The following is a 26,107-nucleotide window of genomic DNA, read 5'->3' on the forward strand; positions in this document are numbered from 1 at the left end:
AATGCTGGCGCCCATCACCGATTTTAAACAAAAAATTACCCTGATTGCCGAAAGCGGTATTCAGTTTCTTGATTTTGCTATTGCCGTTCAGGAGAGCCAGTCGCGTAAATTTGTACGCCAGACGGCGAACGGCCCGCTGCTGCGCATTACGCATGATGCCGCCAGCGGCCGTTTTTTGCTGCCGCTGGAAGATGGCGCTGCGCCAGAGGTGGTGAAGCCAGAATGCAGCACCACTCAGGAGCAATCGCTGAACCTGCTTAACGGGATTTGGCTGCCTGTACCGGTTCTGCGCTGCGCTCCGCCGCGCCAGTTTATCGGCGGCCCGGAAAACTGGGCGCGCATGCAGATTGCCGCGCTGGATAAACCGGATGTGGAAGGCCATACCCATCGCGTGATCCTGGCATTTGATACCCAAACTGCGGCTGACGACAGCGATCAGGCGCAGCTGGCCCTGACCCCTTCTGACGCCAATAACGGCGTGGGCTTTGCCCTTGCCTGGCAAAACTATGAACTCGGCGACTTCCTCGACCTGACCTGGGTTGACGGCTGGCTACGTGAAGTTTTTACCCAGCGTGCCACTGAGCTGGAGTCGCGTCACGACAGCGACATTAAAATGGCGCTACGCGAATTTGAATATCAGGCGCACTACCTGAACCTGCTTGAACTGCTGGGCACCCAGCTGGCGCTGACCGATATTCGTGTTCTTACCGCCACGCTGCAGGAGCCGGTCGTGAATGTCGATCTGATCCTCGACGTTGGCAACTCCCATACCTGCGGCATTTTGGTGGAAGATCATCCCGACGAAGTCAACGGCCTGAAGCAGACCTACGAACTGCAGCTGCGCGACCTTTCGCAACCGCACCGGGTGTATAACGAAATGTTCGACAGCCGGGTTGAATTCGCGGAAGCGCATTTCGGCAAAAAGAACTTTTCCGTGGAGAGCGGGCGTGAAGAGGCATTTGTCTGGCCTTCATTAACCCGCGTGGGCCGCGAAGCGAGCCGTATGGCGCTGCAGCGTGCCGGAACCGAAGGAACCACCGGTATTTCCAGTCCGCGTCGTTATTTGTGGGATGAAGCCCGTTACGCCGCAGGCTGGCGCTTTAATCACGCCGATCGCGCGGGCGCAGAGCCGCAGGCGATCGCAGAACCGCTGATGACCCTGATTAACGATGAAGGCGAGCCGCTGTGGCAGATCGAGGAAGATGAGCGGCTGCCGGTGTTTTCAGCGCACTACAGCCGCAGCTCCCTGATGACCTTTATGCTAAGCGAACTGCTGGCTCAGGCGATGATGCAGATGAACAGCGCCGCTCAGCGGCAGAAAATGCCGCACAGCTATGCGCCGCGTCAGCTGCGTCACATTATTCTTACCCTGCCCTCAGCGATGCCGAAGCCAGAGCGGGAGATTTTCCGCAGCCGTATGCAGGATGCGATTGGTCTGGTATGGAAAGCGATGGGCTGGCATCCCGCCGATGCGCCGTTTGACAGCCTGAGCGATAAAGCACTCAGCAGCCGTCCGGTGCCCGATGTGCAGATGGAGTGGGATGAAGCCACCTGTGGACAGATGGTTTACCTGTTCAATGAAACCCAGGTTAACTTTGCTGGTCGCGCGGAAGCCTTTTTCGCCAGCATGGCGCGCCCCGATCGTCTGCGCGACGCCAATGAGCCTGCCGGTAAAACGCTGCGTATCGCCTCCATTGATATCGGCGGCGGCACCACAGACCTGGCGATTACCCATTACGCGCTGGACGACGGTCAGGGCAACAACGTAAAAATCAACCCGCGCCTGCTGTTCCGTGAAGGCTTTAAGGTGGCTGGCGATGATATTTTGTTGGATGTGATCCAGCTTTATGTCCTGCCTGCGCTGCATTCCTCCCTGAAACAGGCCGGACTGGGTAACCCTGATATACTGCTGGATAAGCTGTTCGGCTATGACGGGCGCATGGATGGTTTTTCCACGCTGCGTCAACAGGCGACGCTGCAACTCTTTATCCCGCTGGCACAGGCGATTCTTGAACGCTATGAGAGCTATGATCCGCTGGATGTCAGCGCGGAGATCGAAGCGCTGTATGGCGAACTGCTGACGCAGCGTCCCGGCGCGGCGGTGCTTGATTATATTAATGGCGAGGTGCAGCGCGCGCTTGGCGGCCAGCTGGCGTTTGATATTTTGCAGGTGCCGCTGGTGGTAAGCCTCAGCAAGCTGCACGGCGAATTTTTGTCGCACCGGATGGCAATTGTGCCTGCGCTGCGCTCGATGGCAGAGGTGATTTCACTTTACAGCTGTGATGTACTGCTGTTGACCGGTCGCCCTTCCCGTTTCCCTGGCGTGCAGGCGCTGTTCCGTCATCTGCAGCCGCTACCGGGCAGCCGCATTCTGTCGCTGGAGGGCTATCACACCAGCGACTGGTATCCGTTTAACAAAATGGGCCGTATTGATAACCCGAAATCAACTGCGGCGGTGGGCGCAATGCTCTGCCTGCTGGCTCTGGATTTACGTTTGTCGAGCTTCTGGTTTAAGGCCGGTGATTTCCAGCCTTACTCCACTATTCGCTATCTCGGGATGCTGGATGATAACCATGCGTTGTCCAGTGAAAACGTCTGCTACAGCGAAATCGACCTGGATGACCCCAGCTGGACGCCCGATCGCAAAAGCAGTTTCCAGATCCGTGGCAATGTTTGCCTGGGCTTCCGTCAGCTGGATAATGACCGCTGGCTGGCGTCGCCGCTATACAGTCTGACTATTAATGATGCGCAGCTGGCGCGTAAGGTCGCTGGCGACAGCGTACTGCGTGTAAAGCTGGCGGTGGAGCCTGGCACCCAGTCAGGATCGCCGGAGCGCTTTGTGCTGGCTGATGCCCGGCTGGATGACGGTACGCGCGTACCGCTTTCCCAGCTCAGCCTGAAACTGAATACATTGTCCGCCAGTGGCAATGCCAATGCCCAATACTGGATCGACAGCGGGAGCGTATTTAAGAAATGACAGCCTTTACGCTGAAACAGCAGGTTTCTTCGTTCAGCCAGCAGTTAGTGGAAATGAACGAAGGCATCGACCTCGCCCTTTCATGGATCGATGCACAGCGCGTGCAGTCGCCGCGCCTGGATATAGAGGCAGATGGCCTGAAACTCGCTCTGCGCCGGGGTAAATATCGGCTGCGCCAGATGCAAAAGACGCAGCCTGACGAAAACACGCTCGGCTTTTATGGACTTTCACAGGCGGGAAAAGCCTCGCTGCTGCAGGCGCTGGTAGGCGATGTTCAGGGAAAGTTAACCGCCAGTTTTGGCGGTAAAGCCCTTAACTATCTCACGCATATCAATCCCGGCAATCAGGATTATGGCATGGCAACACGCTTCAGCCACTGCCGCGAGCCAGAAGATGCCAGCCGGCCCCTGTGCTTAACGCTGTTAAGCGAAGCGGAAATGACGCGCATGGTGCTGATGGCCGCCTTTCAGCAGCCGCAGGGCGAACCGGAAGCGAAACAGCTTGAGGCGCGGCTGGAACATTTGCAGCGTCTGCGTCAACCGCAGCCGGTTAAAGGCGCTGCCAGCGATGAGCTGGTTGCGCTGTGGGATTTTTGCCGACGTCATGATGCAGGTCGTGCCGCGCTACTCAACCGCCATTTCTGGCCGCAGGCCTGTGAACTGGCACCGCTGCTCAGCGTGGACGACCGCGCCCAACTGTTCGCGTTACTGTGGAATGATGATGAAACCCTGACCGCGCTGTGGCGACAGCTGGCGCATACTCTGCATGCGTTACAGCATGCGCCATACGTACTGGCGCCGCTTTCGCTGCTGGTTGATGACTCACTGCTACCGGCCGAGCTGCTGTTCAGTACCGCCGCCACGCCAAACCATGCCACGCGCCGTGCGGAAGTGGTGCCCTGGCTGGCTGGACGCGCCGCCAGCCCGGTCACGCTGTCACTGACGGAACTGCAGTTGCTGACGCTGGAAGTGCAGATCCCATTATCTACTCCGCCGCGTCAGGCCCTGTTCGATCAGGTGGATGTGGTAGATATTCCCGGCTACGGCGTTGCACTGGATGAAGATACGCGCCAGGAGCAGGCGCAGGCTGCTCAACGCGATCCGCTGCTGGCACGGCTGATGCAGGCCAGGCGCGCGCTGTTTCTTGAGTTTTATGGTGAACGTCATGGTCTGGATCTGTTGCTGGTATCTACTGCCGCCAGCCAGCGCCATGACGCCAGTTTCGTTGCACGCATGTTAACGCAGTGGCTGAAAACCATGCGTCTCGGTGAAGGCGAACAGCAAAGCGGTCATAAGCCAGTGCTGGTATGGTCGGTAACCCGTTTCGATGGCCGTTATGTGCAGTCAGCGAATATCGACGAAGCGGTACAGCGCCAAACGGGCACCGCTGGCAGCGACTGGGGATCGATGCTGGCGCAGGATGCGGGCGGCATTGAGCGTATGGCAAGCTGGCTGCAAAACGAGATCAAACCGGAAAAAAAACAACAGCGCATGCAGGAACAGACGCAGCGTCTGAGCCGCGAGCTTAGCGATCGCCTGTTGGCCAGTTGGGCGCAGCCGGTTGACGATGTACAGCAGAAACAGCAGATTGCCGATGATCTGTTAAAAGCGCTGCAAACCCGTACCGGCCTGCACGGCGAATTACTGGAGCGATTACAACCCTCGCGTGAGCAGCTGCGCACGCTCTATTTGTTGCCGCAGCAGCAGGCCGCCGCCGGAGCGCATGCCACGCCAGCCGCGCCCAATTTACCGGGCAGCCATTTTGGCATTGGCTTTGAATTCGACCTGTTCAGCAATCAGCCAGAACCGGCGCTGGATGGTGAAAGCGAAGAACCGGTATTGGATAACGACAGCCTGTTTGCTCATAACGTGCAGCGCTACTGGATCTACCATTTGCGCAGCCTGCCGGATAACGATGGTCTGCTCTCGTTGTTGGGCGTAAGCAAAACAACGTTGCAAATGTTAACAGAGGAGCTGATCACCGCCAGTTTCCGCCTGGATATCGCAGGCAGCCTGTTACGCACGTTAACCGAGCATGAAGCCACCAACGCGCCGCGCGAAGGCAAGGTGGATCGTCAGGTTTCACGAGCGTTGACGGTGCTGGGAGACTTTGTCGCCTGGCTCGGCTTCCTGAAGCGCGACGCGGCGGAACGGCCCGACAGCCGCGTGAATCGCGGCCAGAAGATTTTTGCCCAACCGCAAACGCCTGCTGTGACTTTTGGCAGCACGCAGCGTCTGACGCGCCTTTCCGCTGCGCCAGCCAATACTACCGCCTTTTATATTTATGACTGGCTGGTTGGCCTGAATACGCTGATTGTAGAGAACAACGGCTATGCGGGCGGCAGTGAGATTGCCGATAGCGCACGACTGCCGTTAAAGCAGGCGCTGAAGCTCATCCGCGCCTAAAGATCCTGCAGGGCAACGCTGCCCTGCAGTTTTTATTACCCGCAAACCTGAACCCGCTGCACAATAAACTCCCCCTGTAATTCGCGCGCCGCCTCTTCCAGCAGCTCGATAATCGCCGCCAGATCTGCACGCTGCTGTACAGAAGGTAAATGATAAAGCCACGCGCGCGCCGGTAGCCGTAATTCGCCCGTCAGCATATCCCATAGCGCATCGATGCTGGCGCCTGGTTTTCCGGCGATGCCGCTCTGCTCAGTAAAGCAGCGGTAAAACTCTTCGCCGCTGCGGATTGCTAAAAAATCGAAGTGCATTTCCAGCACAGATGACTCCACGCAGTGAAATTGCGGTTATGGTCGGTTGTCAGATAGATTAGCCCATCGCACAGATAAAGTGCCCGCCTTCCGGCTGAAAACTTCTTCTTTTTTTATTCTAATCAAGCTCAACGATAAGCTGCGGATTCCAGCCTGGCGGCAGCGGATCTGGCCGATGAATGGCTATCTGACTGAGCGACAGCGCCGTGACGCCCTGGGCAAACAACCCTGGCATCCCGCCAGGCCAGGCCTCCACGCCCCAGGGGCGGTCCGTTGCGGGATTAATGGCATAGGCATTATCCAGCCCCATGCCGGTCGGGTTCGCCGGATTGCAGGGTGGCCGAATATCATACCAGCCCTGCTCCGGATGCTCGCTGGGAAGCTGGTCGATTAACACGTGATCGAAGCTGATACGATGCAGCGCGCCGGGCGTTTCACAGTGCAGATTAATCGCCCCCTGCGTGGTACCGGTAAGATGGCTGAACTGTACCCAGGCAATTTCCCCGGGCGTAACCTCAGGATGACGCGGACGAACCGAGATAAATACCGGATCGGCTTTGCCCCAGTGAACCGGCGGCGCATAGACGCAATTAAAGGTGATATGGCTAAAAGAGAGACGGCGAAAGCGCCCGCCGTCGCGACTCAGCAACCCGATGCCGCGGTTTGAATCGATGATAGTGCAGCCGGTCACCACGACATCTTCAATATCATCCCAGGTTTCCGTGCCGATCTTTAGCGCGCAGCTGTTGGAGCGCAGAATGGTGCCGGTAATGGTAATGTGCGCCGCCGGACCGCGCAGCGGCGTCGGCTTGTGGGTGGTTTTGATGCAGATGCCATCGTCCGCCGCGCTAAAATAGCTGTCGCTGATGTGAACATAGCGGCAGCTATCGATATCCAGCGCATCGGTGTTCGCCATCGTCAGATCGTTATCAACGCAGAGGCGGCTAATCCTGACCTGCTCGCAGCTCACCAGATGGATTGTCCACACAGGTGCCTGCTCAATGGTAAAATCCTGTAGCGTGACCTGACGGCAGGCTTCCAGTACCAGTATGCGTGGCCGTTGCGCCAGCGGCAAACGGTAGCCCATCTCATCTGCATGCGCAGCAAACCAGGCGCTGGCATTGCCATCTATGCGCCCTTTTCCTTCAATGGTGATATTTTTCTGACCGTACGCATACAGCAACGCCCGCGAGGAGCATTCCGCCTGGCTCTGTGTCTGCGTGGTATAATCTTCTGCCCGACAGCTGGCGATTAACGTTGCCCCAGCGGCAAGATGCAGCGTGAAATTTGCGGGAAGCGTCAGAGAGCCAATCAGGTATGGTCCGGGAGGAACATACAGTGTGCCGCCGCCCTGGGCGGAAATGTCATTAATAGCGCGTTGAAAATGGGCGGTGTCGGCTGTTACGCCATCGGCTGCGGGATGATAATCATCCAGTGAAATAAGCATCGGTGCGTTTCCGGAAAAAACGATGCGTTAATCCCAACACAGATTATATTGAAATGCCATTTCAGCATTGGCTGAATAAAAAGGAAATGTGAGATGTTTCACAACGCGGGCCGGAACGATCCGGCCCTGGCGATCGCTCAGCTCTGTAGTGATTTACCGTGCTGCTGAACCACGCTGCGACGCCATGCGCCAGGTGCCTGGCCGAACTGACGTTTAAAGCTGCGGTTAAAAGATTGCTGAGAATCGAAACCCAAAGAGATCGCTACGTTAAGGATCGGTTCATTGCTGCGGGTAAGGCGATCGGCTGATTTTTTCAGCTTTTGCGAACGGATATACTCGCCCAGCGGATGGCCGGTATGCTCTTTGAACATCCGCTGCAGATGCCATTTTGAATAGCCTGCACGCTCGGAAACGGTATCCAGGTCCAGTCGGCCTTCGATATTGTTGTCAATCCAGTCAATCAGATCGTGAATAAACGCGTCACTTCTCATCTTATCTCTCCCGTCGCCAGGGCTAATAGTATCAGTATCAGTTGCAGTTACACTTTAACGGTGACTGATTTCACGGAAAATTGCAAACTATATTGATACATTAAATTGACGCCGACGTGCTGAGTGTTTAACGAACAGTAACAAACCCCATATAACGTATTGAAATTATTGATATATAAATGTGCCCCCCCTGTTTAGCATGCTTCTGCCAATAGCATTGATAGGCATACTCTGGCAGGCCTCGAACAGGTGTGACGATTTAAGCAAGAGGAGTGAGACGATGCTTCCAACTGGTATAGACGTCAGCAAAGGCGCACTGACGCCCTACATGGTTTACAACGGTATCAAAGGCTGCATCAAGACACTAAATATCCGGAATGGCTGGTGCGTTGTCCAAAACATATTTCATTGACTCAGGCTTCGCACTGCAGTCTGGAGGACGTACACGGAGTGACAGGTACATTCTTATGTTTATTAAAAACCAAAGAATTATTATTACAGGCGGCCCAGGTTCAGGTAAAAGCAAGTTACTGCGATCACTGAGTGCACAGGGTTTTCTCACTTCGGCTGAAGCAGAACGAGCAATAATTTGGGATCGGACAGCGACTGGAGGGAATGCTCTATCGTGGGTAGATTGTGAAACTTGTGCAGAAAATATGCTGAACTGGGAACTCTGCTCATGGCATGCGGCCGAAGGCAGCATCTCTCCATAACATTTCGGCGGCGAACGCTGCATAAGCCATCTGGTGTATGCTGCGTAAGTCAAAAAGGATAAGAAAAATGGCTGACACGAAAGAGCCCTACTGGAACCGCATGGTTCCCGAGTTGACCGTAAAGGATTTTCCAGCCTCCCTGCACTTCTATACCGACGTGCTTGGCTTTAGTGTCATGATCAGGCGCACAGAGCCGGATTTTGCCTATATCAGCCTTGGTGAGGCGCAACTGATGCTTGAGCAATATCATCAGGGCGGATGGAACACGGCAGAACTCGCCAGACCGCTGGGGCGTGGCGTTAATTTCCAGATAGAAGTGGACGACATTAAACAGATATTCAACCATATAAGAAGCGCATGGCGTAACGCTGTACCGGGATCTCCGCGATAACTACTACAACACCGGAGAAGCGACTGCCTGCCAGCGAGAGTTTCTCGTGCAGGATCCAGATGGATACCTTTTACGCTTCAGCCAGTACATTGAGTAGTGCTCCGATGGTTCTCCCGGGACTCTGCCGGTCACTCCTATTTAACATAAGAGATACGCAGACCAGTGTCCACTATGAGCGTAAGCGGACGTTTAGCGCATGGCGTTTCAGTATGTCCATTACATCGAACAGCCGGCTGGGAGGGGGCCTGAAAGTTAATACAATACAGAGAAAGCAGCATGAAACTGGCAGTAATATCAGATATTCATGGAAACCTTCCGGCGCTGGATGCTGTGCTGGCAGACATTCAGTCTCAGGGTGTCGATAAGATCGTGAATCTGGGAGACATCGTTTCGGGAGGGCTGTTCCCTGCGGAAACCGCTGACAGGCTGATACCTCTTAACATTCCGACTATAAGAGGTAATCACGAAAGGCAACTCCTTGAACAGGATGTTTCAGATATGAGCCTGTCCGACAGGCATGCGTTTGATCGTCTTCACGCTACACCGCTATGCAATTGTGGAACGACATAACGGGTTATGGAATGCAGAACTTAAAGCGATTGATTATGACTGGGAGTCAGCCGCTTCAGTTGCGAGCGCGAATAACCGTCCCGACTGGTTAAATGCACTCAGAACAGGACGGATGTAAGCTTTGTGCTGCTTTATTTCCTGTCATTTAATCGATCTAAGGTTTTTTAACGTCCCCTTCTGGCAAAAGCGGATGTTGTACGTTGAACTGCAATTCACAGCCTGATTTGGTGAGTGGGCTTTACAACGTAAAGGACGTGATTTCGGCTTACAGCTGAGGCTTAGGGGGTTAGCAACTACCTTCAGCAACATGTACAGAAATTAACGCAGTAGCTGCAAGGCAATGTAATCCTCGGTGCTAAGGTATCTTATTGGTATTTCTAATTAGTATGTTGTAACTAAAGACAGTGCAGGCTATGCGGCAGGCAGGTTGGTTACACAGTAAGGATCAACAAAGATAAAAAAAGCCGCATTTAGCGGCTCTTTTTGCATGGTGTTTCAGCTTCTGGTTCAGGAACGGCCTCGCAGCCGCTGGTATCTCTGATTTTTAGCTCTTCCAGCGCATCGGCGACTGTGCGCTTTGCCAGCACCTTCAGCGAGGCTTCTTCCGCCTCCTGAGCAATGGCTTTGAAATACCAGCAGGCATTTGCGCTTACCACACAACGCGCGGGAACTTCAGGTCGCGATGCCCAAATTTTCTTGTCTTCAATTACTGAGACATAAATATCACGCAGCGTTATTTGATCGGCGGGCCGTCCGAGGTGAATCGAACCGGTACGGCCTAACGTGGACACGATAATGCCATCGCGCGTCAGCGGCACCATCAGCTTACGAATAAAGCTTGGGTTAGCTTCCAGACCATACGCCAGAATGGCGCTGGTGGAGCGTTTGCCTGACTGCTCCGCCATCGCTACGCTCAAAACCATCTGCAAAGCTGTCGGGAAGCGGTAATCTAACATTTCATCATCCTGAGTTGCGGCGAATCTTATTCTTTTTGGCACCGCGGCTGTGAAGAATCATACGAAATAATATAACAAACACAGTTGCTTTTATGAAGCCAACTAAGGGCGCAAGGCACATAATCACAATTCTTCGCTGCTTTTTCGCTGCGAAAAGCGGGCAACGCGGGTTGCGCCCTGCTGCCCTGCCGTTACGATTTCTCAGGCATTGCCCGCTGCTGCGGCAGCCGCATTTTTAACAGTACGGTAAGCAACACATTGATCAGCGCCAGCGCGCACAGCAGCAGCAAGGTAGCCTGCGCACCAAAGTGTTGAAAAACCCAGCCACCGATTAATGGGGTTAGCGCCTGCCCAATTAGCGCTGGCCGCGCCATCCGCCCGGCGACAATGGCATACTCTTCCGGTTTTACCAGCGCCAGCGGCAGCGTGCCGCGCACAATCGCCCGAAGACCGTTACCCGCCCCGTAAAGCAGCATGCCGATTATCGCCAGATGGGGAAACAGCAACAGAATAAGCAGCCCCAGCGCGACCAGCCCCACTGAAAACAGCGTGGTCCAGAGCGGATGACCGCGCCGGAATGCCATATCCACCACGCGCGAAGCCACCTGGCACGGCCCCAGGATGGCGCTTAACGCCAGCGCGGCAGCCAGCGTATAGCCCTGACTCTGCAATAACGTAATCAGCTGTACCGAAATGGCGGTCATGATCACCGACGCCAGGGTAAAGATAGCGCACAGCAGCCAGAAGAGATCCTGCGCTATCGCCTCCTGTTTGCCTGATGCCGTGTTAGTGACCAGGCTGATTTTGCGACCGCCTCCGGCCGGTAAAGAAAACAAACAGGCCGGGAGGACGCTAACCACCAATAATGCAGCATAAGCAAAACAGGCATGCCGCCATCCCAGCCATTCAATAAGCAAAGCGCAAAACGGCCATACCAGCGTGGTACAAAAGCCGGAAATGAGCGTAATGCTGGTAATGGCGCGGCGTGCCATTCCACCATACAGCGTGCCTAGCGTGGCAAACAGCGCATCATACAGCCCCATTGCCATACCCACGCCGATAATGGTCCAGGCCAGCAGAAAAAGCCACAGCGAATGACTCAGTCCGACCAGTACCAGACCCGCAGCCAGTACGCCGCCGCTGGCAGCAAGCATAGTGCGTCCGCCGGTGCGGGCGATGATACGGCCGCATAAGGGTGCCAGCATGCCGGAGATCAGAATTGCCAGCGACAGCGCACCGTAAATCCATTGCTGCGACCAGCCTGTCTCCCGGCTTATTGGCGCGGCCAGCACCGCCATAATATAGAAAGATCCGCCCCATGCGATGATCTGTACCATGCCTAACATAACGATGCCGGCCAAACCGGGATAAGCGATCTTCTGTTGCAATCCGTTTTCTCTTAGTTAGCCGTGGTGATGATCTTCAGCGCAGCCGCGCTGGCCTCATCGTCAGGAATATAAACCAGCAGGCGATCGCCGTTACGCGGTGCCGACCACCAGTTATTCTGCCGCAGCGCCAGCCTGCCGGCCTGAGGATGAGAAAAATATTTCACCCGATTTTCAATGCTGCGTAGCTCATAGCGTTGCCAGGTATCGCGAAATTCGGCTGAGCTGGTGAGCAGCCGTTCCAGAAAATCTTCCCAGTGCGGATCGCCCAGGTGCTCGCCCATTTGCGCCCGAAACATTGCCACCATATGCGGCATCACCTCTTCCCAGTCGGCGACGGCGCTGCGCCAGCCAGCATGATTAAACGCCAGCCACATACAGTTGCGTTGCTCTTGTGGCAGGGTTTCCACATCAACATTCATCAGGCGCGCCCAGGCCTGATTGTGTCCCATAATATCAAAGCACTGGTTTTGCACCACGGCGGGCAGCGGATTCAGGCTGTCCAGCATAATGCGCGTATGGGCCGACAGTTTGGCGCAGGCTTTAGCAGCCTGAGACGCCGGATACGCTTGCCCGGCAAGGCGAAACAGATGCTGCGTCTCCGCTTCGTTACACTGTAACGCCGTAGCGATAGCAGCAAGGGTTTTAGCTGACGCTTTAATCTCTCTGCCCTGCTCCAGCCAGGTGTACCAGGTTACGCCGACATCAGCCAACTGCGCCACCTCTTCCCGACGCAGGCCCGGCGTCCGACGATGGCGCATACGCGGCAGGCCAAGCCGCACCGGATCGAGACTCTCACGCCGGCTCCGCAAAAAGTCGCCTAACAGGCGGCTGCCCGATTTTTCCGGCGTTTCCGCACGGCTTGCGTTTGGCATTTTCTCTTCTCCCTGGTCAGGCTGGTAGCACTAATACCATGATAAGCAAAAACTGGTACCCGTTTAATCAATGGTTGATGCTAAGCCCCACCTGTAACAAAAACAAGAGAAGCGTTATGAACACGACAACGTTAAGAAAAGCCGGACTGATGGTTTTGCTCGCCGGTCAACTGCTGCCAATGATTGATTTCTCCATTGTTAACGTTGCGCTGGATGCGATGGCCGCCAGCCTGCACGCAACCGCCATTGAGCTGGCGTTGATCGTCGCGATTTATGGCATCACCTTTGCCGTCTGTCTGGCGATGGGTAGCCGCCTGGGCGATAACTTTGGCCGTCGTCGCCTGTTTATCAGCGGCGTTTGGTTATTTGCTCTGGCCTCGCTGCTGTGTGGCCTGGCAAACAATGTTATTACGCTGCTGCTGGCGCGCGCGCTCCAGGGCATTGGCGCAGCGCTGGTGGTGCCGCAAATTCTGGCCACGCTGCACGTTACGCTGCAGGGACGCGAACATGCGCGGGCGATTGGTCTGTATGGAGGCATTGGCGGGCTGGCCTTTATTATCGGTCAAGTGCTGGGTGGCTTTTTGATCGGCGCAAATATTGCCGGTTACGGCTGGCGCAGCGTATTTTTGATCAACCTGCCGGTTTGCCTGGTGATCTTATTGACCGCAAGGCGTTTTATCCCTGAAACCCGCAATGCTCAGCCGTTGCCGATCGATAAAGCCGGAACGTTGCTGCTCGCGGGCGCAACCGGCAGTTTGATGGTGGCGCTGGCACTCGGGCCGGTGCTGCACTGGTCATGGCCGTGCCTGTTGCTGTTGATGCTGTTCCCGCTGCTGCTGATACAACTGTGGCGAACAGAAATCGCGCTGGAAAAGCGTGGCGGCGCGCCGTTGCTGCCTCCGGTACTGTTGCGCTTGCCCAGTATGCGTTTCGGCATCAGCCTGGCAGTGCTGTTTTTTAGCTGCTGGAGCGGTTTTATGTTTGCCGTCGCTCTCACGCTGCAGTCAGGCATTGGTATGAGCGCTTTTTCATCCGGCAACGCTTTTATTGCTTTAGGCGCGACCTACTTTATCGTTTCCGTCAGTTCGACGCGGATTGTGGAAAAGCTGGGTAAACGCCATACCCTGCTGCTGGGCTGCGTTATACAGATGAGCGGCTTATTGTTATTGATGGCAACCTTTTACTACGGCTGGTTAACGGTAAATATCTTCACCCTGATACCCGCAACAGCGATTATCGGCGGTGGTCAGGCGCTTATTGTCAGCACGTTTTATCGTATTGGCATGGCTGACGTCCCTAGCGATTATGCCGGGGCCGGTAGTGCTACCCTGTCTACGGTGCAACAGGCTGCATTTGGTATGGGCCCCATGGCGCTGGGCTCGCTGTTTACGCAAATGCTACAGCAGGGAGATTATCAACAGGCAGTGCTGGCTACGCTGGCAGCGGAATGGCTGCTGATGTTGGTTCTGGTGCTGCGTACCTTAGGCTCAAAACGCACCTTTGTCGCTTCCTGTCAGGCAGCCAGAACGTCCAGGTAGTACCAGGATGGATTATCCGGTCTTTTATTATTATTGACCGGATAGTCGCTGATGAAATATTAACAACAAGCAACCACTCATAAATATTGAAAAATATTAACAATTCTCATTCAATTAATTTGACGCTAATGTTCTTCACATAAAAATTACCGTCTCATTTTTCTTTTCACCACCCATTAAGTCATGATAAATAAAATTAACTATCTGTTTATTAAAGTATTTTATAAATAAAAAAACGTCTGTCATTATTTTTTTAGCGTTCTGAGAACGCTATTTTTGTTTTTACTGGGCTTTTTGAAAAAACGCACTATATTAAATAACCATGTTGCAAAATATTTCATCAACAGAGAACGCATCATGGGGAAATTTTATTACGTTAATATCAAGGCTGGCTCGTCAGGTGTTTATCGGGTTCATTCCGCCCACTGTGCTTCGCTCGCGCCTGAAAACGATCGCTTTTTCTTAGGCACTTTCTATGCGCCGCTTGATGCGATCAAGCAGGCAAAAAAGTATTACGCCCGTGCTGAAGGATGCAAAAACTGCTGCCCTCTGCCAAAAAAGAAAAAAGAATCCCATAAAAATCAGACATCTATTACTGCACTCTCTTCCTGCTAACGTTGCAGACTACACACACAGCTTCAGGCTCTGGCGCCGCTGAACCCCTTCAGACTGCCAGAGCCGGATATCCTACCGTCGCGCCCTTTCAGGTTAGACGGATGTTTGTAAGGATATTTTTTTATCGCACTGTTTCACTCTTGCTGTAAATCGACCACAATAGTCATTAAATGTGATGTAAATCACCTTTTGGTGATGAAATCATCAATTCTGTTAACACGTCTGGCATCCATTTATTCCTATGCAAACATCTGTTTCCCGTAAAACGGCCTGGCTACGCGTTGTTCTGCTGGCTGTCGCAGCTTTTATATTCAACACCACCGAATTTGTGCCGGTGGGTCTGCTTTCTGATATCGCCGCGTCATTTTCCATGGAAACGCCTGAAGTAGGCATTATGTTGACCATCTATGCCTGGGTAGTGGCATTAATGTCGCTCCCGCTCATGCTGGCAACACGCAATATAGAGCGCCGGCTGTTGCTGACGGTACTTTTCCTGCTGTTTACCCTGAGCCATATCCTGTCGCTGCTGGCCTGGAGTTTCCCGGTACTGGTGCTGTCACGCATTGGTATTGCGCTGGCACACGCTATCTTCTGGTCGATTACCGCCTCGCTGGCGATCCGCGTTGCCCCTGCCGGCAAGAAAACTCAGGCGCTCAGCATGCTGGCTACCGGCACCGCACTGGCGATGGTGTTGGGCGTGCCGATTGGACGCATTATCGGCCAGTATCTTGGCTGGCGTATGACCTTCGGTATGATCGGCGCGTCGGCGTTGGTACTGATGCTGATGTTGATTAAGCTGCTGCCGAAGCTGCCAAGTGAGCATACCGGCTCGCTCAGTAGCGTGCCGATGCTGTTCAGACGTCCGGCGCTGGTCGGCATGTATCTGCTGGTTACGCTGGTGGTCACCGCTCACTATACCGCCTACAGCTATATCGAACCCTTTATGCAGGTGATTGCCTCACAGGGGGAAAACTTTACTACTTTCCTGTTGTTGATTTTTGGCACAGCGGGCATTGTTGGCAGTATTATCTTTAGCCTGCTGGGCAACAGATTCCCTTCCGCGCTGCTGCTGAGCGCTATCGGACTGATTACATTGTGCATGGGGCTGTTGCTGTTCGCAGCGGTTCATCCGGTTGCGGTTTCCGTGCTCTGTGTGGTCTGGGGTATGGGCATGATGACCATTGGCCTGGCGATGCAGGTACGCGTGCTGTCGCTGGCCCCGGACGCTACCGATGTGGCGATGTCGCTTTTTTCCGGCATCTATAACATTGGCATAGGCGCAGGTGCGCTGTTAGGTAATCAGGTCAGCCTACATTTCAAAATGGCAGATGTCGGCAATGTCGGCGGTATCCTTGGCCTGCTGGCGCTGTTCTGGTGCATCTTTATTTTCCGGCGCTATCCTCAGCTACGCAGCAATGGTTAAATGAATGAAGGGGCCATTCGGCCCCTTCATTATTGCGCCCGTATAACGTCGTGCGGGAGTTTAACCTGCCCGCTACTCCAGATAAAATACGGGCTTCAGCGGCTGGCTTACCGGGCTATTATCTGCATTTGAGGGCATAAGCTCACGCATTGATGCCCACCAGCGCTGGCAGATCTCAGTCTGCGCTATCGCTTCCCAGCGTTCTTCCGATTCAATTTCCACGCAGGCAAACAACAGGCTGCGTTGCTCATCCAGAAAAATGCTGTAGTGATGTGCCCCATGCGCCTTTAGCGTCTGCTCCAGTTCAGGCCAGACAGGCGAGTGGCGCTGCTGATAGGTTTCATGGCAGTCTGGATAAACCTGCATCACAAAGGCTTTACGCAACATGGGCCGGTCCCGTATCCAGTGCGGCCTGCCAGGGATTAACGTTAAAGCGTTTACCCAGCGCCACCAGTTGTTCAGTGGTTATGCTCTGGCGCAGCCCCCCCATAGAGATGACCTTTACCAACACTTCCGACGATTTCTCAGCGGTATCGATCAGGCCGAAGGTTTCATCCAGCGTCGGCCCTGCGCCGAAAATACCGTGAAAAGGCCACATCACCAGGCTGTGCGACTGCATCTGTTTAGCGGTGGCATCGCCTATTTCATCGGTGCCCGGCACCATCCAGGGCACAATGCCAACGCCATCCGGGAAAACCACCAGACATTCAGTGCTGCCTTCCCACAGCAGGCGGGTAAAGCGTGCCGGATCCAGCTCCACAACATAGCTCAGCGCCATAAAGTTGGTGGCATGGCAGTGCATAATCACCCGATCGGCACCGTTGGTAAGCTGCTTGCGCACGCTGTGCGACTGGAAATGGGAGGCCAGCTCGGAAGTTGGCACCCCACCGTTCACCAGCCCCCAGTGAATTTTACAGGAGAGGCCTTTATCATCCACCTGCAGCAGCGCCAGAGAGTCAGCGGGATCGAGCTGCACGTTGCGAAAAAACTTGCCGGAACCGGTCACGATAAACCAGTCATTGGCCAGCCCCGGTGCCGCCCGGCTCAGTTCAATGCAGCGCGGTTCAGCCACGAAGTCGTGCTGGAATGCGGCTACCTCTTCCGGCAGCAGGCGCAGGGTTATATTACCGCCGTTGCGCTCATCCCAGCCTTTTAGCCACATGTCGCTGGTGGCCTTAACCATTCCCTGGACAAACCAGGAAGAAAGAATCGATTGCATAAGTGTCATCCTTACCGTTGACTGAGGATCTGCTCTTCATAATCGCGCACGTTGCGCAGCCAGCCTGCATCCGCCGGCACATCGTGGCGCAAACAGTAACTTTCCCATACCGCCTGCCACGGCAGTGATTTTTGCTCTTCCAGCAGCGCCAGGCGTGCCGTGTAATCACCGGCAGCTTCAATGGCGCGTAGCTTCCCGGTTGGCTCCAGCAGCGCACGCAACAGCGCTTTTTTGGCATTACGCGTCCCGATAACCCAGGCGGCGATGCGGTTGATCGAGGCATCAAAGAAATCGAGGCCGATATGCACCTTATCGAACAGCTTCTGACGCACAATTTCATGCGCTATTGCCTGGGTTTCATCATCCAGCAGCACCACATGATCACTGTCCCAGCGCACCGGACGGCTGACGTGCAGCAACAGACGCGGCACATAGAGCATCACGGCAGAGATTTTGTCGGAGATCATTTCGGTAGGATGGAAATGGCCAGCGTCCAGCGTCAGCGCGGTCTGGCGACTGGTGGCATAGCCCAGGTAAAACTCATTAGAGCCCACGGTATAGCTCTCTGCCCCGATGCCGAACAGCTTGCTCTCGACAGCATCGATATGATGGGCCGGATTCAGCTTTTCGCTCAGCACCTCATCCAGCGCCTGCATCAGCCGCTGACGCGGAGCCAGACGATCCACGGTTACATCTTTCATGCCATCCGGCACCCAGATATTCATGACCGAGGGCGTACCCAGCTGTTCGCCGAACCAGGCGGAAACTTTGCGGCTTGCTTTGCAGTGATCGATCCAGAACTGACGAATGCGCTCATCCGCATGCGATAGCGTAAAGCCGTCGGCGCTCAGCGGATGGGAAAAACAGGTTGGGTTGAAGTCCAGTCCCAACTGACGCTCTTTCGCCCAGCTCACCCAGTTAGCGAAGTGCTGCGGTTCGATCTCATTACGCTCCACCGGCCCGTCGCTTTCCAGATAAATCGCGTGCAGGTTAAAGCGTTTTGGGCCGGGGATCAGCCCCAGGGCCACATCAACATCCGCCCGTAGCTCAGAGGCGTTACGCGCGCGGCCCGGATAGTTACCGGTGGCCTGAATACCGCCGGTCAGCGCGCCCTGCGGATTTTCAAAACCGCGTACATCGTCCCCCTGCCAGCAATGCATAGATACCGGGATGGTATCCAGCTGCTCCATTGCGGCTTCGACATCGACGCCGTTATCAGCATAGCGCTGTTTCGCCAGTTCAAAAGCCTGTTCTGTAAGCCTGGTCATAAGCATAGTTCCTTACGCGGTTGTTTCAGCGCCTGAAAACGCAACCAGCCGTCGGTTAGCGCGCTGTCTGAGAGAGGTTGAATAAGATGAGAAGGAAAATTCCGGGCAACGCAGCGGCGGAAAGCGTTAACATCCGCCATTTCGCCGTGAGCAATCAGCTGGCTGCCGACATTGCCCAGCGTTGAGGCCTCAACAGGGCCAACGCTAATCGGCAACTGGCAGGCGTTGGCGCAGAGCTGATTCAGCAACGGATTCTGACTGCCGCCGCCCACAATATGCAGACGGGTAAAAGCGGTGCCGCGCAGCGCGGCCAGCTCCTCGCTGACCTGCCGATAGAGCAGCGCCAGACTATCGAAAATGCAGCGCGCCAGCGCTACCGGACTGTGGGGCACCGGCATCGCCTGCTCTACGCAGGCATCCTGAATTTCCCGCACCATACTGGCCGGATTGATAAAGCGCGCATCGTTGGCGTCGATAATCGACAAACAGGCGGGATAATGCGCAGCCTCATCAATCAGTGCGCAAAGATTGTCGATTTGCAGCTCATCGCAGATGCGCTGCAGCAGCCAGAGCCCCATAATGTTTTTCAGAACGCGATAGCGCCCCTCCGCTCCGCCCTCATTGGTGATATTGGCCTCCAGCGCGGCGTGGTCATTGAACGGCGTGCGGCTTTCAAAACCCAGCAGCGACCAGGTGCCTGAACAAAGATAGGCTTCATCGCTGTGGGCGAGCGGTGTCGCCAGCACGGCGCTGGCGGTATCGTGTGTGGCGACGGCGACCACCGGGATGCGTGCGCCGCTGCGGCTCTGCCATTCCCCTACCGGCATACCGGGCAGCTGCGGCTTGCCAAACCACCCGGCGTGCGCGCCAGCCCAGTTCAGCAGCGTGCTGTCCCACTCGCCGGTAGCCAGATTCAGCAGTTGCGTGGTGCTGGCGTTGGTATATTCCCAATTCAGCTGACCGGTCAAACGGTACTGCAGATAATCGGGGATCATCAGGGCGTGCGCGACGCGATCCCGCTGTTCAGGATGTGCCTGGCTGAAGGCGCGCAGCTGATAAAGCGTATTAAAGGGCAGGAACTGGATGCCGGTATGCTGCCAAATAACATCACGACCAAGTTCGCGCTGCGCCTGCGCCATTAGGCCGTGAGTGCGTTTATCGCGATAGGAAACCGGCAGGCCGACGCGTTCGCCGGCCTGGTCGAGCATGATCATATCCACGCCCCAGGTATCGATGCCGATGCTGTCCGGCACCACGCCGCTCGCCAGCAGCTGCTCCAGTCCTGCACGAATCGACTGCTCCAGCGCGTCGATATCCCAACAGTCATACCCGTCAATCTGACAACGTTGATTCGCAAAGCGGCTAACCTGCTCCAGCGTAAGCGCCTGCGTTTCCGGCTGGTAGCGCGCCAGCATAATACGGCCGCTGGAGGCGCCGAGGTCGATGGCAACAAAATTGCGGTGCGTCATAAGATTCGCTTCCTGATGAAACATGCTCACCAGTGTAAAAAGCGGTGAATTCTGCACCTTGCTGACAGTGCCAATGTTTTAATCCGCCTGGCAGGGGCGTAAAGAAGAGCGTGAAGCAGCTCACAGATCTGTTTTTCCCTGTTGCCGCAACACGATGTGACCCTTGCCGCAATTCTGAAGATTTCCAGCTGTTTCTTGAAAAATTAACCGGTTAACCCTGTTTTGCGGTGCAAAATTCAAGGTAAGTTAAGCACGCGCTGGCTAGTATCGGTCACACAGAGGTCAACGAGGACGCACCATGACCGTATTACATAGTGCCGATTTTTTTCCAGATGGCGATCTGCCGGTCGCGATTGAACCCCGCGCCCCGCAAAGCGTGTTCCCTGAACATCATCATGATTTTCATGAAATCGTGCTGGTGGAACAGGGTGCCGGCATTCATATCTTTAACGGCCAGCCCCAGTCGCTGTGTGGCGGCTGCGTCTGTTTTGTTCGCGATCACGATCGTCATCTTTATGAGCAAACGGAAAATTTATTTCTGACCAATGTACTGTGGCGCGGTCCGCAGGCGTTTCGCTTTCTGACCGGGCTGGAGGATTTACTGCCGCAGGAGTGCGATGGTCGTTACCCTTCCCACTGGCGCATCAGTAATCGGGTGATGGCACAGGCGAAAACGCTGGTAGCGCAGCTGCAGGAGCCTGACGGCAGCGATGCCATAGAGCAGCGTGTGCAACAGGAACTCACCTTTATGCAACTGCTGGTTTTGCTGCGTCAGGGCTGCCGGGAACAGGAGAGCGATGCGCAGGAGGCTCGTCTGTTGCGCCTGCTTGACTGGCTAAACGAACACTACAGTGAAGATATTGACTGGGATGCGTTGGCCGATCGCTTTTCACTTTCGCTGCGCACGCTCCATCGCCAGCTTAAACAGCAAACCGGCAGTACGCCGCAGCGCTACCTTAACCGGCTGCGCCTTTTGCAGGCGCGTCACCTGCTGCGCCACAGCGAAATGCGGATTACCGATATTGCATTTCAGTGCGGCTTTGGCGACAGCAATCATTTTTCGACCCTGTTTCGCCGTGAATTTGGCTGCGCCCCGCGCGCTGAGCGACAACAGATGTGGTAACAGGAGAACAGCATGGGGTTAATTCTGGCGAAGGCGGACTATTTTCCCTCTGAAGCGATGCCGGTGGCGGTAGCCGACCGGGCGCCGCAGCCCTCTTTTCCGCCTCATCGTCATGAATTCAGCGAAATTGTCATCGTCTGGCGCGGTAACGGTCTGCATGTGCTTAACGATCGTCCCTGGCTGGTGACCTGCGGCGATCTGTTCTATATCCAGCACAGCGACTGCCACAGCTATGAGTCGGTAAACGATCTGGTGCTGGATAATATTCTCTATTGCCCGGAACGCTTTCGGCTCGGGCTGGACTGGAGCCAGCTGCTGCCGCTGGATGACGCGGACTATCGCGCCCACTGGCGCTTAACCACGCGCGGCATGGCGCTGGCGCGCGGCGTGATTGTACAGCTGGAGCAGGAGAGCCGTAAAACCGATATGCTCTCGATGCAGCTGGCGGAGGCGCTGTTCCTGCAGCTGGCGCTTATTCTGCGGCGGCATCGCTACGTGGCCGAACGCGCCGGCGAACTGCCGGAAGGCGAGCAGCTCGATCTGCTGATGTCCGCCATTCAGGCCAGCACCGCCCGCCCCTTCGATCTTGCCGCTTTTTGTCAGCATAACCGGCTCAGCGAACGCGCTCTGAAGCAGCTGTTTCGCCAGCAAACCGGCATGACCATTGGTCATTATCTGCGTCAGCTGCAGCTCTGCCAGGCTAAATATCTGCTGCGCAATACCGATCTGCTGATTGGTGAGGTGGCGTTCCGCTGCGGCTTTGATGACAGCAACTACTTTTCCGCCGTTTTTACCCGCGAAACCGGGTTTACTCCCAGCGCCTGGCGTCAGCGTTTTGAGCGCACCAGCAAGCCACAGCCGCTGCCGGAACAGCAAAAATAGCCCGATTTTGCTTTTAACGCCGCTGTGTGAAAGCCTTCGCCGCTCTCCCTGATACCACCTCAAACCCTGCATTCGCTCAGAAGAGCCTGCCGTGCGGCCAGGCTCTTCTGCCCGTTAGCCTGCCATTCCCATCCCAACGACATTTGCCGCCAGAATAATGACCAGGCAACCTACAGAGAGTACACGAACCGGACGACGTCCTACCGCATGCCACTCTTTCATCAGCAACCCGACTATGCCGCCGCACAGCACATACAGGCTCATATGCAGCATCCAGCTGACAAAGTCATACTGCGCCGGAATGTTGGCGTGACCCCAGGCATAGAAAAAGAACTGCAAATACCACATCAGGCCGCCCAGCATAGCAAAGGCAATATTCGCCCCCAGCAGCGGCTTCGCCAGCGAGAAATCAGCTTTTAGCGACAGCGACGGCTTCACTGCCAGACGGACAAAGCACCAGGCCAGGTTTACCAGCGCTCCGCCCCCCATGATCACCACATAGCTTGGCAAAGCGACGTAGAGGGGATTGATGCCGGCAGCGGCGGCAGCCTCATGCATCGGTTTCGCCGCATCCATCGCGAATGACATACCGGCGGAAAAAATCCCGCACAGCACCGCCAGCACCAGCCCCTTTTTCAGATTGAACTCTTCCGCGTTGATACCCAGCGCACGCTCTTTCAGGAAACCGGCACGGGAAACAATAATCACGCCGATCAGCGCAATCAGGACGCCCAGCAGCGTCATCCGTCCGCCAGCGGAGCTGAACAGCACCATAAAACGCCCCTGCAAAAGCGGCGTCATCAACGTCCCGACCACCAGCGTAATGCCGATGGCAATACCAATCCCCATCGACATACCGAGATAGCGCATGGTTAGCCCGTAGTTAACGTTGCCTATTCCCCACATGGCGCCAAACAAAAATACCGGCAGCAGCTGCGCGGCGCTGAACTGTTGAAAATAGCCCCAGAAATCGGGCAACAGCACCGCGCTGACCGCCCAGGGCAGAATTAACCAGGACATCAGGCCGCCCACTGACCACATGGTTTCCCATGACCAGTGTCGGACGCGTTTAAAAGGGGCATAGAAGCAGGCGGCGCTGGCGGCACCGACCAGATGCCAGAGAATGCCGGCAAGGATTGCGTTGTTCATCGTTATTCCTTCGTAAGGTTGAGGCCAGCAGGAGAAGACTCTCCCGGTTACCGCGAGTCTAAAGAGTTCATTTCCTCACCAGCCTTTCGCTGGCTGCCCGCCTGTGTCCCCTTGTGGCAAAAATCAGCAGATGGCCGCGATAACGATCACAAATTCATTACAATCACCCTGTTGCGTCCATTGCAGCCGCCGCCGCGCTAACCCCTTGCTTCAAAAGATGAATTTCAGGTTATGCCAGCCTCGTCAGGTTAATCCCTGTATTTTTGCCAGTTCCTGAAGCGCAATGGCATTCAGCGGAAGGTCAAATCTCTGCGTCCAGGTCAAGGTGGCAAAATCAAACAATTCCATATCTTTTTATTAACCAGAAAAAGCAGAATTGATAACGGAGAGCGGATGAATGGCAACTATTCAAAAACAAATGTATATCGACGGCGAATTTCAGTCTCATCAGGGTGCCTGGATTGAGGTAATCAATCCGGCAACGGAAGCGGTGATTGCTCAGGTGCCGGAAGGTAGCCGCGAAGATGCGCAGCGCGCTATCGATGCGGCTGAGGCGGCACAGCCGCAGTGGGAAGCGTTGCCGGCGGTAGAGCGTGGCGTCTGGCTGCATAAAATCGCCGCCGCCATCCGTCAGCGTGAACCGGAGCTGACCGCAACGATTGTTGCCGAAGGGGGAAAAACCCGGGGCCTGGCGCAAACCGAAGTGCTGTTTACCGCTGACTATCTTGACTATATGGCGGAGTGGGCACGCCGTTACGAGGGCGAAATCGTGCAAAGCGATCGCCCTGATGAAAATATTTTCGTCTTTAAAAAGGCGATTGGCGTGACGACCGGCATTTTGCCGTGGAACTTTCCTTTCTTTCTGATTGCGCGTAAAGCAGCGCCAGCACTGATCACCGGCAATACCATTGTGCTCAAGCCCAGCGAAGTTACTCCCCTCAACGCGGTGATATTTGCTGAGATTGCGCAGCAGGTGGGGTTGCCTAAAGGGGTGCTTAATATTGTTTTCGGCTACGGTCCGGTGGTGGGCCAGGAGCTGGCCGCCAATCCAAAGGTAGGCATGGTCAGCCTTACCGGCAGCGTCAATGCCGGAATTCAGACCATGACGGCGGCGGCGCAAAATGTGACTAAAGTGTCGCTGGAGCTGGGCGGCAAAGCGCCAGCGATTGTGATGGACGATGCCGATCTCGATCTGGCAGTAAAAGCGATTGTGAGTTCACGCATCATCAACTCCGGCCAGGTCTGTAACTGCGCCGAGCGCGTTTACGTACAGGAAGGCATCTATGACGCCTTTATGTCGCGTCTGACCACGGCCTTCAGCAAGATAACCTGGGGTAATCCGGCGGAACAGCAAGATGTGGATATGGGGCCGTTGATCAGTGCCGCTGCCCTGCTGCGCGTGGAAGAAAAAGTGGCGCATGCGCTGCAACAGGGCGCTCAGCTGATTACCGGCGGGAAGCGCGCTGGCGAGACCGGCTATTTCTTCCAGCCCACGATCCTGAGCGGCGTTAAACAGGATATGGCGATTATGCAGGAGGAGATCTTCGGCCCGGTCCTGCCGGTTACCACTTTCCGCACGCTGGACGAGGCGATTGCGCTGGCTAACGACAGCGAATATGGCCTGACCTCCTCGCTCTATACGCAAAACCTTAATACCACGATGATCGCCCTGCGCCAGCTGAAATTTGGTGAAACCTATATCAACCGGGAAAATTTTGAGGCAATGCAGGGTTTTCATGCGGGCTGGCGTAAGTCAGGTATCGGCGGTGCCGATGGCCGTCATGGACTGGAAGAGTATCTGCAAACCCACGTAGCCTATTTGCAGTTTAAATAAGTGGATAAGCGAGCGGCGTGGCGCTATCCACGCTACTCGCCTTATTCTGCCGGGGTCACGCACTCTATCAAGCCGGGCTGCCAGTAAGTGACATTGTCACATACAGAAAGTGACAATGTCATAACCTCTGAGCTCATCTCTCAGGGCGCAATCAGGCTGCCACGCAACGGAGGAAAACAGGCCTGCTCTCCGCTGATCAACTGTAGCGCCCGCTGCGCCAGCATATCCAGCGGCCACGCCATTTGCGGCATATCTGGCGCGCCGACCACCGGCACCGCGCCGTCAAGGCTGAATACCATCACATCCTGCGGCACCTGACGCTGATAACGACGCAGCAGCGCAATCGCCTCACGGCTTTTGATATAGTCGGTCACCAGTAAGGCATCAAATGCAGTATGACGATTGATAAGGGCTTGCAGCGCAACGCTGACCGATTCTTCCTGGCCGCAGATAAGCTGACGGTTATAAGGCAGCGCGACGCTCTCCAGCGCATCGCAATAGCCTGCCAGCACCTGCTCCGCCGCCTCACCGTGGCTAAAGTTAAACAGCACGATTTTGCGTCGCTGCTGGCTGAAAAGGTAATGACAGGCGGTCAGGCTGGCGAACTGGTAGTCAATGGCCAGCTGTGGCCCTTCACCGCCGTCGAGACAATCAATCAGCACCGCCTGCTTTGCTTCATCCGGCAGCGCAAAGCGCGCCCCCACCACCATCACCGCATCGCAGCGCCCGGATCCCAGCTCTTCCATCGCCTGCGCAACCGCCGGCGCGCTGTTGGCAAAGCGCAGCAGCAGATGTTTACTCTCCTGTCTCAGCGCCTTTTCCAGTGCCTGCAGATAGCCGGTAGCCTGCTGCACATGTTCAGTTGCGCAGATCACGCCGATACAGTGGGTTTTCTGATAGCTTAAGGATTGCGCAATGACGTTTGGTTTATAATTCAGCTTCTCAACGGCGCGCAGCACGGCGTCGCGGCTCTCTTCCTTAACGCCGCGACTGCCGCTGAGCACCCGGGAAACGGTGGCTTTTGATACTTTTGCCAGGCGCGAAACATCATTAATACTCGCCATAAGGG

Annotated in this window: 22 protein-coding genes and 1 pseudogene; 11 read left to right on the forward strand and 12 right to left on the reverse strand. The window is 55.4% G+C overall.

The annotated features are described in order from the left end of the window. Position 1 precedes the first annotated feature (1 nt). Both ACQE3Y_RS11405 and ACQE3Y_RS11410 read left to right on the forward strand, forming a co-directional pair. Complete coding sequence (locus ACQE3Y_RS11405) at positions 2-2,977, forward strand: virulence factor SrfB (RefSeq protein WP_426972551.1); 2,976 nt, start codon at positions 2-4, stop codon at positions 2,975-2,977. Next, on the forward strand, positions 2,974-5,382 hold the full coding sequence (locus ACQE3Y_RS11410; protein WP_426972550.1) for a virulence factor SrfC family protein: 2,409 nt from the start codon (positions 2,974-2,976) through the stop codon (positions 5,380-5,382). The genes ACQE3Y_RS11405 and ACQE3Y_RS11410 overlap by 4 nt, the downstream gene beginning before the upstream one ends. 35 nt (positions 5,383-5,417) lie before the next feature. On the opposite strand, the gene ACQE3Y_RS11415 is transcribed toward ACQE3Y_RS11410, so the two are convergent. The 3 genes from ACQE3Y_RS11415 to ACQE3Y_RS11425 all read right to left on the reverse strand — a co-directional run bounded on the left by ACQE3Y_RS11415 (position 5,418) and on the right by ACQE3Y_RS11425 (position 7,628). After that, complete coding sequence (locus ACQE3Y_RS11415; protein WP_157130247.1) at positions 5,418-5,690, reverse strand: barstar family protein; 273 nt, start codon at positions 5,688-5,690, stop codon at positions 5,418-5,420. A 118-nt stretch (positions 5,691-5,808) separates the two neighbouring features. Continuing rightward, the gene (locus tag ACQE3Y_RS11420; protein ID WP_426981714.1) at positions 5,809-7,137 is read right to left on the reverse strand and encodes a glycoside hydrolase family 28 protein; all 1,329 of its coding nucleotides are present in this window, start codon (positions 7,135-7,137) and stop codon (positions 5,809-5,811) included. 137 nt (positions 7,138-7,274) lie between these two features. Then, positions 7,275-7,628 (reverse strand): helix-turn-helix domain-containing protein, encoded by a 354-nt coding sequence (locus ACQE3Y_RS11425; protein ID WP_085071702.1) that lies wholly within the window; start codon positions 7,626-7,628, stop codon positions 7,275-7,277. Positions 7,629-8,095: 467 nt separating this feature from the next. Here ACQE3Y_RS11425 and ACQE3Y_RS11430 point away from each other — a divergent pair, with 467 nt between their 5' ends. From ACQE3Y_RS11430 to ACQE3Y_RS11440, 3 genes and pseudogenes are all read left to right on the forward strand, one after another. After that, entirely contained in the window at positions 8,096-8,341 is a 246-nt protein-coding gene (locus tag ACQE3Y_RS11430; protein WP_426981715.1) for an AAA family ATPase, read from the forward strand. A 67-nt stretch (positions 8,342-8,408) separates the two neighbouring features. Continuing rightward, a pseudogene (locus tag ACQE3Y_RS11435) lies at positions 8,409-8,829 on the forward strand (bleomycin resistance protein). A 179-nt stretch (positions 8,830-9,008) separates the two neighbouring features. Then, entirely contained in the window at positions 9,009-9,302 is a 294-nt protein-coding gene (locus ACQE3Y_RS11440; protein ID WP_426972545.1) for a metallophosphoesterase family protein, read from the forward strand. A 470-nt stretch (positions 9,303-9,772) separates the two neighbouring features. Here the strand turns inward: ACQE3Y_RS11440 and ACQE3Y_RS11445 are convergent, their stop codons facing one another. From ACQE3Y_RS11445 to ACQE3Y_RS11455, 3 genes are all read right to left on the reverse strand, one after another. Continuing rightward, positions 9,773-10,258 carry an RrF2 family transcriptional regulator gene (locus tag ACQE3Y_RS11445; RefSeq protein WP_426972544.1) on the reverse strand — a complete coding sequence of 162 codons (486 nt, stop codon included), beginning with the start codon at positions 10,256-10,258 and terminating at the stop codon, positions 9,773-9,775. Positions 10,259-10,449: 191 nt separating this feature from the next. After that, the gene (locus ACQE3Y_RS11450) at positions 10,450-11,604 is read right to left on the reverse strand and encodes an MFS transporter (RefSeq protein WP_426973064.1); all 1,155 of its coding nucleotides are present in this window, start codon (positions 11,602-11,604) and stop codon (positions 10,450-10,452) included. 53 nt (positions 11,605-11,657) lie between these two features. Further along, positions 11,658-12,518: a helix-turn-helix transcriptional regulator gene (locus ACQE3Y_RS11455; RefSeq protein WP_426981716.1), complete on the reverse strand. Its 861-nt coding sequence runs from the start codon at positions 12,516-12,518 to the stop codon at positions 11,658-11,660. A gap of 116 nt (positions 12,519-12,634) precedes the next feature. Between ACQE3Y_RS11455 and ACQE3Y_RS11460 the strand changes: the two genes are divergently transcribed. From ACQE3Y_RS11460 to ACQE3Y_RS11470, 3 genes are all read left to right on the forward strand, one after another. Then, positions 12,635-14,056 carry an MFS transporter gene (locus ACQE3Y_RS11460; protein WP_426981717.1) on the forward strand — a complete coding sequence of 474 codons (1,422 nt, stop codon included), beginning with the start codon at positions 12,635-12,637 and terminating at the stop codon, positions 14,054-14,056. Between the two features lie 276 nt (positions 14,057-14,332). Further along, a complete protein-coding gene (locus tag ACQE3Y_RS11465) occupies positions 14,333-14,671 on the forward strand; it encodes a hypothetical protein (RefSeq protein ID WP_426972541.1) in 339 nt (112 codons plus the stop codon). Positions 14,672-14,912: 241 nt separating this feature from the next. Beyond that, complete coding sequence (locus ACQE3Y_RS11470) at positions 14,913-16,094, forward strand: sugar transporter (protein WP_426972540.1); 1,182 nt, start codon at positions 14,913-14,915, stop codon at positions 16,092-16,094. 72 nt (positions 16,095-16,166) lie between these two features. Here ACQE3Y_RS11470 and rhaM read toward each other — a convergent pair whose 3' ends face one another. The 4 genes from rhaM to rhaB are packed head-to-tail and all read right to left on the reverse strand — an operon-like array spanning position 16,167 to position 20,050. Continuing rightward, positions 16,167-16,481 (reverse strand): L-rhamnose mutarotase, encoded by a 315-nt coding sequence (gene rhaM / locus ACQE3Y_RS11475; protein ID WP_426972539.1) that lies wholly within the window; start codon positions 16,479-16,481, stop codon positions 16,167-16,169. Beyond that, positions 16,471-17,313: a rhamnulose-1-phosphate aldolase gene (gene rhaD, locus ACQE3Y_RS11480; protein WP_085071694.1), complete on the reverse strand. Its 843-nt coding sequence runs from the start codon at positions 17,311-17,313 to the stop codon at positions 16,471-16,473. Before rhaD ends, rhaM begins: the two co-directional genes overlap by 11 nt. An 11-nt stretch (positions 17,314-17,324) precedes the next feature. Beyond that, complete coding sequence (locus ACQE3Y_RS11485; protein ID WP_426981718.1) at positions 17,325-18,581, reverse strand: L-rhamnose isomerase; 1,257 nt, start codon at positions 18,579-18,581, stop codon at positions 17,325-17,327. After that, positions 18,578-20,050: a rhamnulokinase gene (gene rhaB, locus ACQE3Y_RS11490; protein WP_426981719.1), complete on the reverse strand. Its 1,473-nt coding sequence runs from the start codon at positions 20,048-20,050 to the stop codon at positions 18,578-18,580. Before rhaB ends, ACQE3Y_RS11485 begins: the two co-directional genes overlap by 4 nt. A 298-nt stretch (positions 20,051-20,348) precedes the next feature. Between rhaB and rhaS the strand changes: the two genes are divergently transcribed. Together rhaS and rhaR are read left to right on the forward strand one after the other, a co-directional pair. Continuing rightward, positions 20,349-21,173: an HTH-type transcriptional activator RhaS gene (gene rhaS / locus ACQE3Y_RS11495; protein WP_085071691.1), complete on the forward strand. Its 825-nt coding sequence runs from the start codon at positions 20,349-20,351 to the stop codon at positions 21,171-21,173. 12 nt (positions 21,174-21,185) lie between these two features. Then, a complete protein-coding gene (rhaR, locus tag ACQE3Y_RS11500) occupies positions 21,186-22,055 on the forward strand; it encodes an HTH-type transcriptional activator RhaR (protein ID WP_426972533.1) in 870 nt (289 codons plus the stop codon). A gap of 114 nt (positions 22,056-22,169) precedes the next feature. On the opposite strand, the gene rhaT is transcribed toward rhaR, so the two are convergent. Next, positions 22,170-23,204 (reverse strand): L-rhamnose/proton symporter RhaT, encoded by a 1,035-nt coding sequence (gene rhaT / locus ACQE3Y_RS11505; protein WP_250649991.1) that lies wholly within the window; start codon positions 23,202-23,204, stop codon positions 22,170-22,172. 397 nt (positions 23,205-23,601) lie between these two features. Here rhaT and aldA point away from each other — a divergent pair, with 397 nt between their 5' ends. Beyond that, on the forward strand, positions 23,602-25,038 hold the full coding sequence (gene aldA, locus ACQE3Y_RS11510; RefSeq protein WP_426981720.1) for an aldehyde dehydrogenase: 1,437 nt from the start codon (positions 23,602-23,604) through the stop codon (positions 25,036-25,038). A 140-nt stretch (positions 25,039-25,178) separates the two neighbouring features. Here aldA and ACQE3Y_RS11515 read toward each other — a convergent pair whose 3' ends face one another. Then, complete coding sequence (locus tag ACQE3Y_RS11515; protein ID WP_426981721.1) at positions 25,179-26,102, reverse strand: LacI family DNA-binding transcriptional regulator; 924 nt, start codon at positions 26,100-26,102, stop codon at positions 25,179-25,181. Positions 26,103-26,107: the final 5 nt, after the last annotated feature.

Source organism: Pantoea sp. FN0305, from assembly GCF_050113845.1.
In the GTDB taxonomy this organism is placed as follows: Bacteria; Pseudomonadota; Gammaproteobacteria; order Enterobacterales; family Enterobacteriaceae; genus Mixta; species Mixta alhagi.